The organism is Bacillus sp. NPDC094106 (assembly GCF_044764345.1).
Taxonomy (GTDB): domain Bacteria; phylum Bacillota; class Bacilli; order Bacillales; family Bacillaceae_G; genus Bacillus_A.
Window position 1 is genome coordinate 1 of the sequence record NZ_JBIWHY010000020.1, and the last position, 19,348, is coordinate 19,348.

Annotated in this window: 16 protein-coding genes and 6 tRNA genes; 16 read left to right on the plus strand and 6 right to left on the minus strand. The window is 37.7% G+C overall.

From position 1 onward, the window contains the following. The first annotated feature begins 15 nt into the window (after positions 1–15). The 13 genes from ACIQ7L_RS23105 (at position 16) to ACIQ7L_RS23165 (ending at position 10,243) form a co-directional block, all read left to right on the plus strand. Positions 16–91: transfer RNA gene (locus ACIQ7L_RS23105), tRNA-Val, on the plus strand. 16 nt (positions 92–107) lie between these two features. Continuing rightward, a tRNA-Tyr gene (locus tag ACIQ7L_RS23110) sits at positions 108–191 on the plus strand. A gap of 66 nt (positions 192–257) precedes the next feature. Continuing rightward, a tRNA-Gln gene (locus tag ACIQ7L_RS23115) sits at positions 258–332 on the plus strand. A gap of 5 nt (positions 333–337) precedes the next feature. Continuing rightward, a tRNA-Lys gene (locus tag ACIQ7L_RS23120) sits at positions 338–413 on the plus strand. Positions 414–418: 5 nt separating this feature from the next. After that, positions 419–490, plus strand: a tRNA-Gly gene (locus ACIQ7L_RS23125). A 10-nt stretch (positions 491–500) separates the two neighbouring features. After that, a tRNA-Ala gene (locus ACIQ7L_RS23130) sits at positions 501–573 on the plus strand. 145 nt (positions 574–718) lie between these two features. Continuing rightward, on the plus strand, positions 719–1,864 hold the full coding sequence (locus ACIQ7L_RS23135) for a glycerate kinase (RefSeq protein ID WP_400571979.1): 1,146 nt from the start codon (positions 719–721) through the stop codon (positions 1,862–1,864). 398 nt (positions 1,865–2,262) lie between these two features. Then, entirely contained in the window at positions 2,263–3,156 is an 894-nt protein-coding gene (gene rocF / locus ACIQ7L_RS23140) for an arginase (RefSeq protein WP_400571981.1), read from the plus strand. A 238-nt stretch (positions 3,157–3,394) separates the two neighbouring features. Next, positions 3,395–4,222, plus strand: coding sequence for a diadenylate cyclase CdaA (gene cdaA / locus ACIQ7L_RS23145; RefSeq protein ID WP_097894908.1), 828 nt, complete (start codon positions 3,395–3,397; stop codon positions 4,220–4,222). After that, the gene (locus ACIQ7L_RS23150; protein ID WP_400571983.1) at positions 4,215–5,642 is read left to right on the plus strand and encodes a CdaR family protein; all 1,428 of its coding nucleotides are present in this window, start codon (positions 4,215–4,217) and stop codon (positions 5,640–5,642) included. Before cdaA ends, ACIQ7L_RS23150 begins: the two co-directional genes overlap by 8 nt. Continuing rightward, positions 5,635–6,981 (plus strand): phosphoglucosamine mutase, encoded by a 1,347-nt coding sequence (gene glmM, locus ACIQ7L_RS23155; RefSeq protein WP_400571985.1) that lies wholly within the window; start codon positions 5,635–5,637, stop codon positions 6,979–6,981. The genes ACIQ7L_RS23150 and glmM overlap by 8 nt, the downstream gene beginning before the upstream one ends. 481 nt (positions 6,982–7,462) lie before the next feature. After that, positions 7,463–9,265, plus strand: coding sequence for a glutamine--fructose-6-phosphate transaminase (isomerizing) (glmS, locus tag ACIQ7L_RS23160; RefSeq protein WP_400571987.1), 1,803 nt, complete (start codon positions 7,463–7,465; stop codon positions 9,263–9,265). A 519-nt stretch (positions 9,266–9,784) separates the two neighbouring features. Then, positions 9,785–10,243, plus strand: coding sequence for a putative iron-sulfur cluster-binding metallochaperone (locus tag ACIQ7L_RS23165; RefSeq protein ID WP_400571989.1), 459 nt, complete (start codon positions 9,785–9,787; stop codon positions 10,241–10,243). A gap of 309 nt (positions 10,244–10,552) precedes the next feature. On the opposite strand, the gene scfB is transcribed toward ACIQ7L_RS23165, so the two are convergent. The 3 genes from scfB to ACIQ7L_RS23180 all read right to left on the minus strand — a co-directional run bounded on the left by scfB (position 10,553) and on the right by ACIQ7L_RS23180 (position 14,157). After that, positions 10,553–11,959: a thioether cross-link-forming SCIFF peptide maturase gene (gene scfB, locus ACIQ7L_RS23170; protein WP_400571991.1), complete on the minus strand. Its 1,407-nt coding sequence runs from the start codon at positions 11,957–11,959 to the stop codon at positions 10,553–10,555. A gap of 78 nt (positions 11,960–12,037) precedes the next feature. Beyond that, complete coding sequence (gene scfA, locus ACIQ7L_RS23175; protein ID WP_097894903.1) at positions 12,038–12,187, minus strand: six-cysteine ranthipeptide SCIFF; 150 nt, start codon at positions 12,185–12,187, stop codon at positions 12,038–12,040. A 533-nt stretch (positions 12,188–12,720) separates the two neighbouring features. Further along, a complete protein-coding gene (locus ACIQ7L_RS23180; RefSeq protein WP_400571993.1) occupies positions 12,721–14,157 on the minus strand; it encodes an APC family permease in 1,437 nt (478 codons plus the stop codon). 395 nt (positions 14,158–14,552) lie between these two features. Between ACIQ7L_RS23180 and ACIQ7L_RS23185 the strand changes: the two genes are divergently transcribed. Then, positions 14,553–15,812: a multidrug effflux MFS transporter gene (locus ACIQ7L_RS23185; protein WP_400572090.1), complete on the plus strand. Its 1,260-nt coding sequence runs from the start codon at positions 14,553–14,555 to the stop codon at positions 15,810–15,812. Between the two features lie 38 nt (positions 15,813–15,850). Here ACIQ7L_RS23185 and ACIQ7L_RS23190 read toward each other — a convergent pair whose 3' ends face one another. Next, entirely contained in the window at positions 15,851–16,297 is a 447-nt protein-coding gene (locus ACIQ7L_RS23190) for a hypothetical protein (RefSeq protein WP_400571995.1), read from the minus strand. A 572-nt stretch (positions 16,298–16,869) separates the two neighbouring features. Between ACIQ7L_RS23190 and ACIQ7L_RS23195 the strand changes: the two genes are divergently transcribed. Next, complete coding sequence (locus ACIQ7L_RS23195; RefSeq protein WP_335359282.1) at positions 16,870–17,382, plus strand: hypothetical protein; 513 nt, start codon at positions 16,870–16,872, stop codon at positions 17,380–17,382. Between the two features lie 17 nt (positions 17,383–17,399). Here the strand turns inward: ACIQ7L_RS23195 and ACIQ7L_RS23200 are convergent, their stop codons facing one another. Together ACIQ7L_RS23200 and ACIQ7L_RS23205 are read right to left on the minus strand one after the other, a co-directional pair. Then, positions 17,400–17,615 (minus strand): DUF3951 domain-containing protein, encoded by a 216-nt coding sequence (locus tag ACIQ7L_RS23200; protein WP_400571998.1) that lies wholly within the window; start codon positions 17,613–17,615, stop codon positions 17,400–17,402. Between the two features lie 173 nt (positions 17,616–17,788). Continuing rightward, positions 17,789–18,256 (minus strand): YusW family protein, encoded by a 468-nt coding sequence (locus ACIQ7L_RS23205; protein WP_097894897.1) that lies wholly within the window; start codon positions 18,254–18,256, stop codon positions 17,789–17,791. Between the two features lie 173 nt (positions 18,257–18,429). Between ACIQ7L_RS23205 and ACIQ7L_RS23210 the strand changes: the two genes are divergently transcribed. Beyond that, positions 18,430–19,329: a helix-turn-helix transcriptional regulator gene (locus tag ACIQ7L_RS23210; RefSeq protein ID WP_400572000.1), complete on the plus strand. Its 900-nt coding sequence runs from the start codon at positions 18,430–18,432 to the stop codon at positions 19,327–19,329. Positions 19,330–19,348: the final 19 nt, after the last annotated feature.

The following is a 19,348-nucleotide window of genomic DNA, read 5'->3' on the forward strand; positions in this document are numbered from 1 at the left end:
CGGGTCACCACTTTTGGAGGATTAGCTCAGCTGGGAGAGCACCTGCCTTACAAGCAGGGGGTCGGCGGTTCGATCCCGTCATCCTCCACCATATATTTTATAATGTCGGAGGGGTAGCGAAGTGGCTAAACGCGGCGGACTGTAAATCCGCTCCTTCGGGTTCGGCAGTTCGAATCTGCCCCCCTCCACCATTTTTCAAAAAATAACCTGAGCAGGGTTTATTTTTTTGATAAGACAAGCATACTAGTAAATATTAATGGGCTATAGCCAAGCGGTAAGGCAACGGACTTTGACTCCGTCATGCGCTGGTTCGAATCCAGCTAGCCCAGCCATTTACGAGCCATTAGCTCAGTTGGTAGAGCATCTGACTTTTAATCAGAGGGTCGAAGGTTCGAGTCCTTCATGGCTCACCATTTTCGCGGAAGTAGTTCAGTGGTAGAATACAACCTTGCCAAGGTTGGGGTCGCGGGTTCGAATCCCGTCTTCCGCTTCTTTACTTCGGGGCCTTAGCTCAGCTGGGAGAGCGCCTGCCTTGCACGCAGGAGGTCAGCGGTTCGATCCCGCTAGGCTCCATTTATAAATCAGAAAAAGCTTACATCAATCGATGTAAGCTTTTTTGTATTCTGTTTAAGGAAGACGGCTTGAATTCATTTCGTTTACAATAGAAAGGTAGAAGTGAATACAATACGTTTGGATATTGGTAATGGGGGGATAGATGTTGAAAGTTGTTATTGCATCTGATTCATATAAAGAGAGTTTACGAGCAATAGAGGTATGTAAGGCCATTGAAATGGGATTTAGTGAGGTTTTTCCTGAAGCTAAGTATGTAACAGTTCCAATTGGAGATGGAGGAGAAGGAACTGTTCAATCTCTTGTTGATGCTACAGGTGGAAAGGTTATTTCACTCGATGTCACAGGTCCACTTGGAGAGGAAGTAGAGGCGTTTTACGGTATTTCTCAAGATAAAAGAACAGCATTTATTGAAATGGCAGCAGCATCAGGACTGCATCATATTCCAATTGAAAAACGAAATCCGCTTATTACGACTACAAGAGGAACAGGAGAACTCATATTACATGCATTAGATCAAGGGGTACAGCATATCATTCTAGGGCTCGGAGGAAGTGCTACCAATGATGGTGGAGCTGGCATGCTGTCTGCTTTAGGTGCAAAGTTCTTAAATGAAAATGGAGAAGTAATGGAGCCTGTTGGTGACAATTTACATTCCATTGCCACTTTTAATCTTTCGGAACTAGATTCTCGTTTCGTACATGTGAAATTAGAAGCGGCATGTGATGTAGATAATCCGTTAATTGGGCCAAAAGGAGCCTCTTTTGTATTTGCTAAACAAAAGGGAGCTAATGTAGAAATGATGAAAGAACTAGAAGAAAATTTGAAACATTATGCTCATATATTAAAAGAACACTTCCATGTCGATGTAGCAGAAGTTCCAGGTGCAGGAGCGGCTGGAGGTGTAGGAGCAGCAGTCGTTGCGGTATTAAAAGGACAACTTCGAAAAGGAATTGAAATTGTATTAGATTATATAGGTTTTGATAAACATATAGAAGGCGCTGATCTTGTTTTGACAGGTGAAGGAAGAATAGATGAACAAACAGCCTACGGAAAAGCTCCTGTTGGTGTTGCTAGACGTGCGAAACAACATCATATACCAGTTATCGCTATTGGTGGCTCCGTTCTTTCAAATCATATTTCGATTTATAAAGAGGGGATCGATGCTGTATTTGGGGTAACAGCAAGCCCAATGACATTAGAAGAAGCATATAGATCAGCGGAAGAAAATATTAAAATGACCGCAAGGAATATTGCAACGGTATGGAAATTAGCATCAGAAAAACATCTCTAAGTATAGAGGTGTTTTTTATGTTTACTAATGTATATATACATTAATTAAAAAAACGATATCCCCTTCTTTTTAGGTGGGAGAGAGCATCTATTCATGCATAGATGCGGTTAGGGCCTTTTTCTGCCACATGCGAAGTAAAAACAGAAAGAGCAAACGAGTATAGATTACTTTTTACTCTGCATCGCAGGGATTTAGATGTCGAAAAATGAAAATGGATTTATATAGGAAAGGATTTGTTCTGCTAAGTTCGTTTTATACATAGGTTCACGTTAAAATATGGATTTTAACGTGAATAAGGGTGAATAAGGTGTATATACATACAAAAAAATGTCGAGTTGAGTCAGACTATATAAAAGATTTAAAATATTTAGTGAAGGCATAAAAGGGGGATACTATCTATGAAGAAAGAAATTTCAATTATTGGCGTTCCAATGGATTTAGGACAAATGCGTCGCGGGGTTGATATGGGACCAAGTGCGATTCGATATGCAGGAGTAATTGAAAGAATCGAGAACATTGGGTATAACGTAGAAGACATTGGGGATATATGTATTGAGAGAGAGAAAGAAATAGATGAAAATACAAAATTAAGAAACCTTACACAAGTTGCAGATGTGTGTAATGAGTTAGCAAGTAAGGTTGATCATAGTATAGAAAAAGGTCATTTTCCACTTGTGTTAGGTGGTGACCATAGTATTGCTATTGGGACTCTTGCAGGAGTAGCGAAGCATTATAAGAATTTAGGTGTTATCTGGTATGATGCACACGGTGATTTAAATACGGAAGAGACATCTCCGTCTGGAAACATTCATGGTATGTCGCTTGCAGCAAGCTTAGGTTATGGACATCCTTCGCTTGTAGATTTATATGAGGCATATCCAAAGGTAAAAAAAGAGAACGTCGTTATCATTGGTGCACGTGCATTAGATGAGGGTGAAAAAGAATTTATTCGCAATGAGGGAATTAAAGTATTTACAATGCATGAAATTGACCGTATGGGTATGACGGCTGTTATAGAAGAAACGATTGGGTATTTATCACATACAGATGGTGTGCACTTATCATTAGATCTAGACGGTCTTGATCCACATGATGCACCAGGGGTTGGAACACCTGTAACTGGTGGGTTATCTTATCGAGAAAGCCATTTAGCAATGGAAATGTTAGCAGAGGCTGATATTATTACATCTGCTGAATTTGTTGAAGTAAATCCAATCTTAGATGAGAAAAATAAAACTGCAACAGCGGCTGTTGCATTAATGGGTTCTTTATTTGGCGAAAAACTAAAATAAATGTAAGAAAAGCGGCTGAAGATGCTGCTTTTTTTATTTTAAAATGAGTTATATTATACGATTCATCAAAAAAGTTTGACATCTTACCAATTTAATCCAAGGGAGGGGTGTTGTTTGTAATTGTTGTTTTTTTCATGTATGTTATAATTAATTAGTTGTTGTAAATACATACAGATAGAGCATAAAAAACATTTCAATATATGGATGAAATTGCTCGTAAGTAGGAGGAAGGTGTAGCATGCCTTTTGGAGATATGAACCTTTTGAAATATCTCAGTACGATATTAGATATCGCCGTTGTGTGGTTTGTTATATATAAGCTAATTCTTGTAATTCGAGGCACAAAAGCTGTTCAGCTTTTGAAAGGGATTACAGTTATTATCGTCGTTCGTATATTAAGCTATTTCCTTGATTTGCATACGCTGTATTGGCTAACGGATCAGGTAATAACATGGGGATTTTTAGCGGTTATTATCATTTTTCAGCCTGAAATAAGACGAGCGCTTGAACAATTAGGACGGGGAAGTTTATTTTCTCGTGGAGGCGTTCATGGAGAGAGTGAACCTGAAATTGTTGCCACAGCTGTAGCGAAAGCAACAGAATATATGGGAAAACGAAGAATTGGTGCATTGATTACATTATCCAGAGAAACTGGAATGGACGATTATATAGAAACCGGAATTCCTTTGAATGCAAATGTATCATCGGAATTACTAATTAATATTTTTATCCCTAATACACCTCTCCATGATGGAGCGGTTATTATGCAAGGTAGTACAATTAAAGCAGCAGCTTGCTATCTTCCATTATCAGAAAGTCCTTTTATTTCTAAAGAATTAGGAACGCGTCACCGAGCTGCAATGGGGGTTAGTGAAGTAACTGATAGCATTACAGTTGTTGTATCAGAAGAAACTGGTCAAATTTCTTTAACAAAAAATGGCGAATTACATCGCGATTTAAAGACAGAGCAGTTGAAAGAAATGCTTTTGGCAGAGTTTAGTGGAAATGTGAAGACAACTTCTTCATCTTTATGGAATTGGAATTGGAGGAGAAAGCGTCATGGATAAGTTAATGGAGAACCATTGGTTTTTAAAAGGAATTTCATTACTACTGACATTGATGCTTTTCATGTCAACAACCATAACAGAAAAAAATAACACTGCGAATATATCGCCCCTCACAGGTGATACAAAAGAAACAATAGATTGCCCTATCAAGGTAGATTATGATGCAGAGAAATATATTGTAAGTGGCATCCCAAGCCAGGTGGAGGTGAAATTGGAAGGTCCTAAGGCGTCGGTTGCTGCTATAAAAGCAAAGAGTAAAATTGAGATTCCTGTAGATTTACGTGGTTATAAAAAAGGAACTTATGAAGTTCCCCTAAAAGCAACGAATCTCCCAAGTAATGTGAAAGCAACCGTTCAACCATCAAAAATTAAAGTTACAATTTATAATAAAGCTAAAAAGTATGTTTCTGTAGATGTGAAATTGTCAAATGAAAATCAGCTGCAGGCAGGTACTAGCATTGACAAATCTGCTATTAAGTTTAAACCAGATACTGTTGAGGTAGTTGGAACAGAAGAGGAAATAGATAGTATTGCTTCTGCTAAGGCATTTGTTGATGTAAAAGGTATTAACAAAACGGTAACAAAAGAAGCAGAGGTTATGCTATATGATAAAGATGGGAAACGATTAGATTTAAAAACAAGCCCATCTAGAGTAAGTGTGACAATCCCTGTTGCCACACAGGGAACAGCAAATAATATAGAGAAAACAGTGCCGCTAACCTATGTGAAAAAAGGAAGTATGCCAGAAGGGTTGGCGGTCACTAACATCGGTATTCAGCCAAGTGAAGTGACGATATCAGGTCCAAAAGATGTTTTGGATAATATACAATCCATAGAGGGGGTCGAAGTGGATCTTAGTCAAATGACAGAGTCTACAACATTCGATACCTCTGTTTTATTACCAAAGGGTGTAACAAGTGCAAAACCTGATAAAGTGACGGTTTCTGTCGAGGTACAGAAGCAAAAACAAACAAAGCATAGAACAATTGATGGCATTTCTATTCAAAAAAATGGTCTTTCAAATGACGCCACTTTGCAACTTCTTTCGCCGCAAAGTGGAAAGATAAGTGTTGATATTTCAGGAGAAGCTAGTGTAGTAGATAAAATAACAGCAGCGCAAATAACGGCGGCAATTAATCTGCAAAACCTATCTCCTGGTACGCATGATATCCCAATTCAGGTTAGCGGCCCAAGTAATGTTTCAATAGAGGCAAAACAAAAAAGTGCGAAGGTAACCCTTGTAAAGAAAGAACAACCAAGTCAAGAAGTACAAGGGAACACAGAGCAATCTGATTCACAAAAAGATAAAGAGAATACAACAGACAAACAAAAAGAACAAGAAAAAGGGCAAGAAAAAGATAAAGAGAATACAACAGACAAACAAAAAGAGCAAGAAAAAGGAGCGAATAGCAATGGGTAAATATTTTGGTACAGATGGTGTGCGCGGTGTCGCGAATAAGGAATTAACGCCTGAATTAGCGTTTAAAATTGGTCGTTTTGGAGGATATGTATTAACAAAAGATACAGAGCGTCCAAAAGTGATTATCGGCCGTGATACACGTGTATCTGGTCATATGCTAGAAGGTGCTTTAGTAGCAGGTCTATTATCAACTGGAGCAGAAGTTATGCGCCTTGGAGTTATTTCAACTCCTGGGGTTGCTTACTTAACAAAAGCATTAGATGCACAAGCAGGCGTTATGATTTCAGCATCTCATAACCCAGTACAAGATAACGGAATTAAGTTCTTCGGTTCAGATGGATTTAAACTAACAGATGAGCAAGAAGCAGAGATTGAAGCATTATTAGATAAAGAAGTTGATGAATTACCACGTCCAACTGGAACAAATCTTGGTCAAGTGAACGATTACTTTGAAGGTGGACAAAAATATTTACAATACATTAAACAAACGGTAGAAGAAGATTTCTCAGGCTTACATATTGCTTTAGACTGTGCACATGGTGCAACATCTTCTTTAGCACCATATTTATTTGCAGATTTAGAAGCTGATATTTCTACAATGGGAACTTCACCAAATGGCATGAATATTAATGACGGTGTTGGTTCTACACATCCAGAAGTTTTAGCAGAACTAGTAAAAGAAAAAGGTGCAGATATCGGACTTGCATTCGATGGTGATGGAGACCGTTTAATTGCGGTAGATGAAAAAGGAAACATCGTCGATGGCGATCAAATTATGTACATTTGTGCGAAGTACATGAAAGAAACTGGTCAGTTAAAACATAACACAGTTGTTTCAACAGTTATGAGTAACTTAGGTTTCTACAAAGCGCTTGAAGCAAACGGTATTACAAGTGATAAAACAGCAGTTGGTGATCGCTACGTAATGGAAGAAATGAAACGTGGTGGTTATAACCTAGGTGGCGAACAATCAGGTCATATTATCTTACTTGATTACATTACAACTGGAGATGGAATGTTAAGTGCACTTCAACTTGTAAACATCATGAAAATGACGAAAAAACCATTGTCTGAGCTTGCAGGTGAAATGACAAAGTTCCCACAATTATTAGTGAACGTTCGTGTAACAGATAAAAAATTAGCATTAGAAAATGAAAAAATTAAAGAAATTATCCGTGTGGTAGAAGAAGAAATGAACGGAGACGGCCGTATTCTTGTTCGTCCTTCTGGAACAGAACCACTTATCCGTGTAATGGCAGAAGCACCGACACAAGAGCTTTGTGATGGATACGTACATCGTATTGTAGAAGTTGTGAAGGCTGAAGTTGGCGCTGAATAATTCGCTGGTTTTATATGAAAAAGGAGCACGTTTTGTGCTCCTTTTTCATATGTTTTATAGACAATGAAAAATTTTCATTGACGGTTTATACTGTTTGTTATAAGATGGTCTTGTTCTTTTTCTCAAAATAAGTATGTGATTATTAAAGCGCCAGAACTACAAGTTGTGTAGTTGACGAGGAGGAGTTTTTATCGAGATTTCGGCGGATGACTCCCGGTTGTTCATCACAACCGAAAGCTTTTACTTAAATCACCAAGGTGACTTGATGGACAAAGGTAAAAGTGTGATGAGAGAAAAGGAACGGATAAATACTAGCTGTATAAGTATATACGGACTGAAACCAATCGAGAGGAAGGTGAAGGCCGTTACAGACTTGCAGGGCTAGCAATATGTAATCCGTTTTTGATATGTAAATAATGGAAAATGACTATGTCGTTACATGTTCGCAGAGCAATGTAAGCATTTGTAACGGCGACTAAACATGTGTGGAATCGTAGGATTTATTGGAGAGCAAGATGCAAAGGAAATTTTATTAAAAGGTTTAGAGAAGCTAGAATACCGCGGATATGATTCAGCGGGTATTGCAGTACAAGCTGAGAACGGTGTTGTTGTATACAAAGAAAAAGGCCGTATTGCAAAACTTCGTGAAATCGTAGATGAGAACGTAGCGGCAAGCGTGGGAATCGGTCATACACGCTGGGCTACACATGGTGTTCCAAGTACAGTAAACGCACATCCGCATCAAAGTACATCAAAACGCTTTACACTTGTTCACAATGGTGTAATTGAAAACTATGAGTTAGTGAAAAAAGAATATCTTCAAGATGTGACGTTTGTAAGTGAAACAGATACAGAAGTTATCGTTCAGCTTATGGAACAGCAAGTAAACACAGGATTAAGTGTAGAAGATGCATTCCGTAAAACGTTATCTATTTTACATGGTTCTTATGCGTTAGGATTACTTGATGCTGAAAATCCAAACATGATTTATGTTGCTAAAAACAAAAGCCCGCTATTAGTAGGTGTTGGTGACAACTTTAATGTTGTTGCGAGCGATGCAATGGCGATGTTACAAGTTACGGATCAATTTATCGAGTTAATGGATAAAGAGATGGTAATCGTAACAAAAGAAAGTATTACAATTAAAAACTTACAAGGTGAAACGATTGAACGTGCACCGTTTACAGCGGAATTAGACGCAAGTGATATTGAAAAAGGAACGTATCCTCATTTCATGCTTAAAGAAATTGATGAGCAACCACTTGTAATCCGTAATATCATTCAAAAATATCAAAATGAAAAAGGCGAAATTGAACTAGATGAAGACATCCGTGGTGCAATTTTAGATAGCGATCGTATTTATATTATTGCATGTGGAACAAGTTACCATGCTGGTCTTGTTGGAAAGCAATTCATCGAGAAATTTGCGAAAGTACCTGTAGAAGTACATGTAGCAAGTGAGTTCTCTTACAATATGCCATTATTAACAGAAAAGCCTTTCTTCATTTATATCTCGCAAAGTGGTGAAACAGCAGATAGCCGTGCAGTACTTGTGCAAACAAATGAGATGGGTCATAAAGCATTAACAATCACAAACGTACCAGGTTCTACGCTTTCTCGTGAAGCAGACTATACACTGGCTTTACATGCAGGACCAGAAATCGCAGTTGCTTCTACGAAAGCTTATACAGCGCAACTTGCAGTACTTTCAATCCTAGCAGCTGACATTGCAAAAGTAAAAGGTGAAGTTCTTGATTTCGACTTAACACAAGAACTAGGTCTTGTAGCGAACGCAATGATAGTACTTTGTGATCAAAAAGAAGAAATGGATGCATTAGCAAAACAATTTTTAGCAACAACACGCAACTGCTTCTTCATCGGACGTAGCGTAGACTTCTTCGTAGGTCTAGAAGGTGCGTTAAAACTAAAAGAAATCTCTTACATCCAAGCAGAAGGATTTGCTGGTGGAGAGCTAAAACACGGCACAATTGCTTTAATTGAACAAGGTACACCAGTTATCGCACTTGCTACACAAGAGCATGTAAACCTTGGAATTCGCGGTAATGTGAAAGAAGTAGTAGCACGTGGAGCTAACCCATGTATCATCTCAATGAAAGGCTTAGAGATGGAAGGCGACAGCTTTGTATTACCAGCTGTACACGAAGCATTAGCACCGCTTGTAGCAGTTATTCCATTACAACTTATCTCATACTACGCAGCGCTTCACCGCGAGTGTGATGTTGATAAGCCACGTAACTTAGCTAAATCTGTTACTGTTGAGTAGGAGATTAGTAGTTTTGTGTAGCTTTTGAATAAAGATTGATAATTTATAAAAAGTTTGATTAAAAATCCTGCATATCAATGCAGGATTTTTTTGTTCAGCAATCTGGGGTATTTTGTTGAATAATTAGATTCCTATTATTTTGCTGCGCAATTTAATGTTGCGTGTACCTATCCTTATGGGCGTAATGTTTAAGATGATAGCGAAAGCTTCCAATGGGATTGAACTGAAAGATTATTGATATAGATATTTAAGGGGGAGTTTCAGCCCGCCTTTAATTTTGGGGCTGCAGTGTTATTATTAACAAGTGGCACAAACAAAAAAATAATAAAGTTTGAACGGAAATTTTGTTTAACACTCTTATTAACGATATAAAAGAGACTTCGGTTTTTCTTATTGCTAAGGTTAACGAAAAAGAAAAAATTCAAAACCATCCTTTTACCCTGTACTATGGTACAGGGTTTATAATTCATTATGAGAGGAATATTTAAAAAACTAATAAATCGTAAAGGTGGAAGAGTAATGGGAGATTGTTGTAGTAACCTGAAAGAAGAAAGAATTGAAAATGAGGGTGTTTGTCCATCATGTAAAAATAAAGCTAAAAATGTAAAATTGATTACACTAAAATCATTACTTAAACCATCTGCATTAGAAACATTAAATGTTAAAGAAAATCACTACTTTTGTTCAACAGAAGATTGTGATGTAGTCTATTTTGATACGAATAATAAAAAGTATCTTGTATCTGACATAAAGGTAGCTGTTCATCAAAAAGAGGGTTCGTCAACTACACCAATTTGTTATTGCTTTGATTGGACTAAAGAGAAAATAAAGGAATATGTAGAAAAAGGACTTACTCCTAATCCAGTAGAACATATTCGTGAAAATATAAAAGAAAATCGATGTGGATGCGATGTAAACAATCCTCAAGGCAGTTGTTGTTTAGGAAATGTTACGGGTTATATAAAAGAACTAAGCTAACTATCTACCTTTAACTAAAAGGAGAGCTTTTGTTTAAGAACGCAGTACGGAATTATCAAACTCTATTTCAAAGATACATTTTGTGTCCCAGTAAAAACATGTTTTAGACTATGGAAAAAATGGTGGGTTAAAGAGTGTTTTCATACTTCTCGTTTTCGGAAGTTGATTTAAGTTGTTTTAAGGATAGATTTATTTGATGTGAATTCTTTTAGTTTTCTAAACGAGGATATTGAAATACTTTCAAAGAGGCTGAGCATAAATCAGATTTTTGTCTGACATATGTCTAAGCCTCTTTTTGTATCATTATGCTTATTGAGTCACGGCTTGTTTGTTTTCTTCCATAGATCTGATGGATTGGGCTACCTTAACCATCATGGAGCATTCGATTCTCTTGCGGAAGATGTCACAACTGAAGTCGTAAGTTCCCTTAAGAGAGCCGGTTGCATGCAACGCGTTGGCAGGGCAACCGCCACTGCAGTAGAGTTTCGCCCAGCAGTCCTGGCATTCCGGCTTCGAGTAGCAGTTGCTCTCTTTAAATTGGCATTGCATCTCTGGTTTTGTGATTCCATCCCAGATGTTTCCCATGCTATATTCTTCATCCCCGACGAACTGATGACAAGGGAATATCTCACCCCATGGTGTGACAGCGAGATATTCGGTTCCTGAGCCACAGCCGGAAATTCTCTTTTGGATGCAAGGACCTTCTGAGAGATCAAGCATGTAATGGTAGAAGGTAAAGCCGTTGCCTGTTTCTTCGCGCTTAAGCATTTCCTTGGCGAGAATCTCGTACTGGTTATAAATCTCTGGGAGGTCTTCCTCAGTAAGCGCATATGGTTCACGTGGATCACAGATGACCGGTTCCATCGAGAGTTTGTCGAAACCAAGATCTGCGATATGAAAAATGTCATTGGTGAAGTCGACATTGTTCTGGGTGTATGTTCCACGTACATAGTATTCTTTTTCTCCACGCTTTTCGATAAATTCCTGGAATTTCGGAACAATATAATCGTAGCTACCCTTTCCAGTAATCGTTTTCCGAAGCCCATCATGGACCTCTTTTCTTCCATCAAGGCTCAATACGACATTGTACATTTCCTTATTTAAGAAATCGGTGACCTCATCGCTCAGCAGCATGCCATTTGTAGTGAAGGTAAAACGAAAAGTTTTTTTGTATTCCTTTTCTTTGCTTCTTGCGTAGGCGACGATCTGTTTGACAACCTTCCAGGCCATGAGCGGTTCTCCACCAAAGAAGTCGACGTCGAGGTTTCGGTGATAACCGGAGTTCTCCAATAGGTAATCGATGGCTCTTTGTCCAACCTCATAGCTCATAATTGCTCTGTTTCCGTTGTATTTCCCTTGACTGGCAAAGCAGTATTCACATGATAGGTTACAAGTATGCGCGACATTGAGGCAGAGGGCCTTTACATAAGTTTGACGATTTCTCAAATTAATTGAGAGGTCCTTATATTCATCCTCAGTAAAGAGTTGCCCATCATTTTTTAGTCCTGCGACATCCGCGATTGTTTCTCGAATGTCTCTCTCGGAGATGTCTGCATCATGTGCGTATTTTTCTAGCATTATTGTCACGATTTCCTCCGCAGGGGTATTTTCATAACGTGCAATAATTTCATAGGCGAGGTCGTCAACAACATGTACCGATCCACTATAGGTGTCGAGTACAATGTTGTATCCGTTTAGTTTATATTGATGAATCATACCTGATAATCAGACTCCTTTTGTCCATAGAAATTGCCGCCCATCTGGAAAGCAGTTGGGCGGTACAGTTTCAGTTTCCTATCTGTTCATTTTGTTTTCACAATGTTGATTTGCAACTCCGCAAGAAGTTTTGCAAGCTGACTGGCAAGATGTTTGACATGCGCCGCATCCACCATGTTTTGCGGTATCTTTCAGTTTACGAGTGCTCAGTGTTACGATTCTTTTCATAACGCACAACTCCCTTTTGAAAATATTTTTTGAAGAAATAAGATTTAAACTTTGTGAAACCCTTCACAATGTTAGTTATAATTTGTGAAGGGTTTCACATTAATTCCAACAATAATTTTAACAACATCTCGGGTTTACGTCAATTATTCCTGATGTCTTGATACTCTGGAAACTCTAATTGATTTCGCTTCCCTTTTTCACTTGCTAAAATTTAGAGAGTCCCTGGAGCGCGAAATATTCGCATATAAGTGTAGCTTGAACACGAAATTATGGGGATTTATATCTTAACTGTGCCGTTGAATATAGATAGCTTCTTGACTAGACTACTAGAGGCTTTATTTCGTTTTTGAAATGAGGTTTCTTTTTTGTATTTATATGATGTAGTTTACAACAGGGAGAAGGAAAATGCTCTGATGAACACTGGGGGAAAATGAAATTACCTGTTCACTAAAGGATATAGCGAACAGGTAATTTCAGTGTTTTGATGTTTGTCCCATTTTCATGGTTCACTTCAGTAACGGAGGGGGGATTGTTTACGAGTGCCCTTCATCAATGTTTCTATTCTGAATCCCAATTTTTCCTGCTTTAATCTTGCTTCGGAATAGTGCAAAATATACAAGAGTTCCCGTTAAAAATAGCGTTCCGCCTACAATCGCCACTCCATGAAACATATCAGGAATAGTTAATACCCCCATTTCGAACACGAGCCATATTAAAGCGCCGTACGTAACAGGTGCTCTCCATTTCCCTAAATTGAACGTCTCCGCGTCAGGCAAATCTTTTCTACGTAAATAGTAAGCCAAAACGGTTATGAAGTATAAAGCGGTAAGAACAACAGATGTTGATCCGACTAGTAAAGTTAAAGAATCAGAGAATAGGATTGCTATAATATCGAGAACTAATACAAGCAAAATCGCATTTACTGGTACGGATGTTCCTGGGTTCACCTTTTTAAAATAACGTGAAGCAAAAAATACATCGTCCCGCGCCATTGCATAGATGACACGGGAAGCAGAAGCCATTCCGATTAACCCGCATGCAAAAATGGAAATGATAACAAGAAGCATAAACAAAGTGCCGATGAATTGGCCGAGCTTTGTTTTAATAATAAGCGGAAGCGGGTTGGCAGAAGCTGTCACACCGGCTAAATCCGTAATGGAAATTGTAACAGTAAAAAGAAAAGCAAATCCAATGATACCACCAATCAGCAATGCGAAAAATACAGCACGTGGTACATTTTTACTAGCGTCAATTGTTTCTTCCGAAAGATTCGCCGCGGCTTCAAAGCCGACCATGGTCCACGATCCCATTAGCATAGCAATTACAAAGCCGCCAAGGTATGTGCCATTTTTCTGTTCGCCAATATTTGTTAGCATGTCCCAATTCGGAGTTGTGAATAGTGCAACAACAGCAAGAATAACAAGAATGCCCACCATACCGATCACTTCGGTATATACTGCAATGTCATTGAGGCGAGAAGCCAGTTTTACGCCAAAAATGTTGAGAACAGCCTGTAGCAGTAGGGTTGCGAGTGCAATATACAACAGGGTTTTTCCACTGATATTCCAGCCGAATACATCAGCAATGAGTGGAGCCAGGCCAAAATCGACGGCAGGAATGACTATGACAAAAAAGCAAAATCCGAGCCAGCCGGAAAACCACCCTAATCCTTGATTTGCAAGCCGCGTCACCCATTGATACGAATAGCCGCTTAGTGGCATTCTTCCTGCCAATTCGGCAATAACAAGAGCGACAAGCAAGTGGCCTGCTAATACGATGGGCCACGTCCAAATACCTGCGGGTCCCGCATTGTTTAAAACAAAACCAAAATTCGTGAAAATGCCCGTTGTGATAGACATAAATGAAAACGCAACTGCAAAAGAACTAAAAAACTTTAAAGACCTCTTTAACTCTTGCTTGTAGTGATATTGCTGCATGTTATTCGTTTCCTGCTTGATTTTTGTTTGCATAAAAAACCTCCTTCTGTTTTGTCAGTACGTTGTATCCCAACTTATCTTGTATCCCTCCTTTCTTTATAAGTTTGAAAATTCAGTCTTTTTCAAGCGTTTTTATTCACTCTCCTATATTGCAAGTACCATACCAATTATACAATTCGCGTCATGCTTTAATTTTGTAAGCTTTTCACTGTTTAAAATGTTGCCTCATTATGAAATTTGGAATAGTTTATTCAAGATTTCATATTCTGCTGGTGACTGATGTTCTATACAAGAAAAGCGCATTTCCCGTACGCTTTTTTATGTTATTAAGAGGAAAGTACGATATACTTGACGTATCTTTAAAGATGTAACTATAATTGTTACGATTCGTGGATACGCTTATTTTATATTTACAACGGAAAGGGTGAATAGCGGAAGTGAATGAAGTTAATCGCGATGTATATAAACCTGTAAAAACAAACAGGTTATGGATGATTCTTGTATTAGGAACACTCACAGCAATTGGACCATTGTCCATTGATATGTACTTGCCTTCGTTACCCAAATTAACGGATGATTTACAAACGAGTGCTTCCCTTGCTCAGCTTACTTTAACAGCTTGTTTGCTAGGACTTTCAGTTGGACAATTATTTGTTGGTTCCATTAGTGATATTTATGGACGGCGCAAACCTCTTATTATTGCTCTTATTATTTATGTTGTATCTTCTTTACTTTGCGTAGTTGCACCATCTATTTGGAGTTTAGTTCTCTTACGTTTCTTACAAGGAGCCTCAGGTTCAGCAGGAATTGTTATATCGCGTGCTATGGTGCGTGATATGTACTCAGGTCCTGAGATGACAAAGTTTTTCTCACTGCTTATGTTAGTAAACGGAGCAGCGCCTATTTTAGCTCCAATTATTGGGGGACAATTGTTACAGTTTACATCATGGCGTGGAGTTTTTATCGTTCTTGGCGTGATAAGTGTCTTTATGTTAGTATCCGCTATTTTTGTATTACATGAGACATTACCTCTAGAGGAGAGGGAAACAGGTGGTTTAACTGGAACATTATCAACATATGGGAAATTGCTGAAAGATCGCTTATTTATGGGATATGCTTTGTCTCAAGGTTTAGTATCAGCAGCGATGTTCGCATATATTTCGGGTTCACCGTTTGTGTTGCAAAACATATACGGGGCATCACCACAAGCATTTAGTTTATTCTTTGCTATTAATGGTATTGGTATTATTATTGCCAGTCAAGTTACTGGCCGTTTGGCAGGAAAGTTAAGTGAGAAAACATTATTTGTAGCTGGTATTGGAATTGCAGCTGTTGGCGGTATTTCCTTACTTCTCATAATTGTACTAGGAATAGGATTAATCGGTGTTTTATGCTCATTATTCCTTGTTGTATCAAGTATTGGGATCGTATCGACAACAGGCTTTACACTAGCAATGAGAAATCAAAAACAAGCTGCTGGAACAGCATCTGCATTACTTGGATTATTACAGTTTATTTCCGGAGCGCTTGTTGCACCTTTAGTAGGTATTGGAGGGAGTAATAACGCACTTCCTATGGGTATTGTGATTGCCCTATGTGAAGTGGGCGCCGTTTTATGTTATATGTTTATGGCAAAGCGCAGCGAAAAGCAGTTTGCACTTCAAGAACAGCAGGATATAGAGGCATAAGAGTACTAAAAAAGAGCTAATTCAAAATATACTCTGAATTAGCTCTTTTTGCTATTTCTTTGAAACAGTTCATACATGTTATTTATAATTGTATCGTATAGAGCGGCTAATTTATCCCAAACCCAGCGATTCGAATCAATCTCTTTTTCACCGCAGTCAATAATATCCGTATGATCTGTAATCTTATAGGCTCTTTCTACAATTATCGGAGCGATTTTTGGGATACGAGGGATATTTTTTAATATATCGGCAAAGTTTCCGATATAGACATGACCGATAATTTCAATTGCCAATGATTCATCAGATATATTGAGGATGGTACCATGTTGATTCGTATGTTCTTGCTTTAAATATTGGGCGAGTTTGAGTGGAGCTTTTTTCTTCTTCAGTACGCGGCGAAGGCTTTCTGTATTTTCAATATGAAGCGATCTTTCACGTATGAGAATAGACAGTTCTTCTCCCATAAATAATAGTTTATTGTACATATATATTTCCCCTTGTATTCTAAAAAATGGATAACTCACCCTTAAATATATATAAATCTATTTTAATTTTTTGACATCTAAATTCCTGCTATGCAGAATAAAAAGTAACCTACACTCATATGTTCGTTCTGCTTTTACTTCGCATGTGGCAGAAAAAGGCCCTGACCGTTTCTATGCATGGCCAGATGCTCTCTCCTACCTAAAAAGAGGGATTTTATGTCGTTTTTTAATTGATGTATATATAGTTACTTCATGTATATATCAGTCTACCATGCTATGTTCTATATGTGTGCTTACACTTTTGTAAGGTATACGGTGAAGTTATGGAGATACTGATAGTATAAAGTGACGATACTGTGACAAAAATGATAGTATGTATATAAAATGGAGGTCATACGTGCAAAGTTTGAAGTGTTCTCGTTATAATAACAAGTAGAGATAAAATTGAACTAATCGGGCTTTTACGGGCAGTGTATTTCCTGCCGAGCTTCTTTTCCGAATCTTGAGGTGGGAAGATTACTACCCGCGAATAGCAGGATAAGTAGTAGATGTAGATAAAAGGAGAGTAAGAGATGAAGAAAGTGTGGGGTATTGTTTTGCTTGGAAGTATGCTTCTTTTAGCGGGATGTAATGGAAATAAGGACGCAAAAGAATCAAAAGAACCAAAAGAAAAAGTAGAACAATCGGCAGATCAGCAAGAAGATATGAAAGTATATCAAGATGTCCATAAAAAGTATGATGAGAAAATGAATAAAGAGTTAAATGAATCCGTAAAACTATGGGAAGAAACGAAAGAAAAAGCTGGGAAAAAATTAGGAGACGCGCAGTTTAAAGAAGATGTTCACAAGGTAACAACAAGTATGTTAGAGGATATTGATCATATTCGTAAAGAAATTCGCGTACCTAAGTCAAAAGAACAGGAACATGAGTTATATGTTGGTTTCTTAGATGAGGCAGAACAAGCAATGAAAAAGCTAGATAAACTAGCGAAAGATGAAGATTCATCATTAATTCGTGACATAGAAGTCCATTTTTCAACAGCTTCAACATACTATAAACGTTTTCAAAAAGAAGCACAAAAATAACCTTGCGCACCGCAAGGTTATTTTTTCTTTTTCCCATCTCCGTCTTCATCTTCAGTTACTAAGACTTTCTGTTCTTCGTGAAATTCTGAAATTGTTTGTCCGGTAATGTTGTCAAACGGGGTGTAGAAAGAAATTATATTTTTCTTTTTAATAAATAATTTGTAAAAGCCGATTATGACCAATATTACAATTGTTAGTGGTAATCCTATAACGGCCATAAGGAATGGATCCATTGTAAATCCCCCTTCTAGGGAAAGGCATTATTAAAGATGCCTTTTACCGTATTATAAAGCTAAGAGGTGATTTTTACCAATTTGTATTTGGGATTTCATATAGTATTGGTTCTAGTCCTGATTTACGATATGTAAAAGATTAAAAATAAAGAAGTAGGCAATCGCCTACTTCTTTATTTAATTTCTTTCTTATATTCTTTCTTTGTTCCATCAGAGAAAACAACTTCTAAGTCGAACTTTTGATAATCTTTGTCCAGTTGGAAGACGCTCACCACTTGATCAATAACTTCTTGATCTGGTGTATTTTTATCAAATGTTAATTTTTGCAGAAGTGGACTTAGCTTTGGAATCGCTTCGTCTCCTGTTAATTTCACATTAGCTTTATGGTCTTCAATTTTTGCGTCCATCTTTTTGTTAGCACCTTTGTTTTTATAATCAGCTTCGTAATCTTTCTTTGTATCTTGATAATCTGTTTTTAAAGTAAATTCATTAAAGTTAAGCTTTAAATCAGCGGGTGCTTCATTTTTCGCTTCGTCCGTTGTTTTTTTATTAGAAGTTGTATCTTGTTTTGCTGGTGCCTTACAGCCTGTTAATGCGGGTACTAGCATAAGAGCTAATAAAACTGAAAGTAAAATTCTCATTATATATTCCTCCTTATTGTAACTTCCTTCCATACAAGTTTTTCCCAATTTCATGTAATTATGTATGTGTTCGAAATAAATTATTTTCCTTGTGTCACGTAGAATACTTCGCAATTTAAATCAAAAATAACTTGTATGTATATGGTAAATTGAAAATGTAGGGAGGCGCAAAAATGTATGAAGAATATAAAGATTTGATTAAAGGAGCAGTTACGTATATAGAAGAGCATTTAGATGAAGAACTTACGACTGAAAGAGTAGCTTCTTATAGTGCTATATCCATGTATCATTTTCATCGTATTTTTCAAAGTCATCTTGGGATGAGTGTCACTGATTATATTCGAAAAAGAAGATTAACACATGCTGCTCAAGCGTTGGTAATGACAGATAGAGCAGTTCTTGATATTGCAGTGCAATATGGTTTCTCTTCACAAGAGGCATTTACAAGATCATTTAAACGAATGTTTCATTTGCCACCCAAAAAGTATCGTACATATTTTCAATCATTTTATATAGAAAGGGAGGGCGTTTCAATGCAAAAAGGATTACCAAAAGGGTGGGTATTAAGCGGAAGTCACCCTGGAGAATATGAAATGGGAATAGACTATGAAACGGTTCATCAAGGAAAAACATCGGCTTATATAAAAGCGAAAGAGGATGTTACACATGGCGGATTTACAACACTTATGCAAATGTTTAAAGCTGATAAATACAGGGGGAAACGTTTGCGCCTAACGGCATTTATTAAAAGTAAAAGTGTGAAAGATTGGGCAGGACTGTGGATGCGTGTAGATGGGAAAGATACAGAGCCATTAGCTATGGATAATATGCAAAATCGTCCAATTAAAAATACGACAAACTGGGAGCCTTATTCAGTTGTGCTGGATATAAGAGAAGAAGCGCTCGGAATTGCATTTGGCATTTTATTATCAGGAGAAGGCTGTATATGGGCGGATAGTTTTCGATTGGATGAAGTCGATGAAAAGGTGCCGTCAACGGACTTAGCGGAAAATTTTTATGAGACTCTTTCTGAAGAACCTACAAATTTGCAGTTTGAAGACATAGAAGAATAAGTAAAGGTGAGAAAGAACA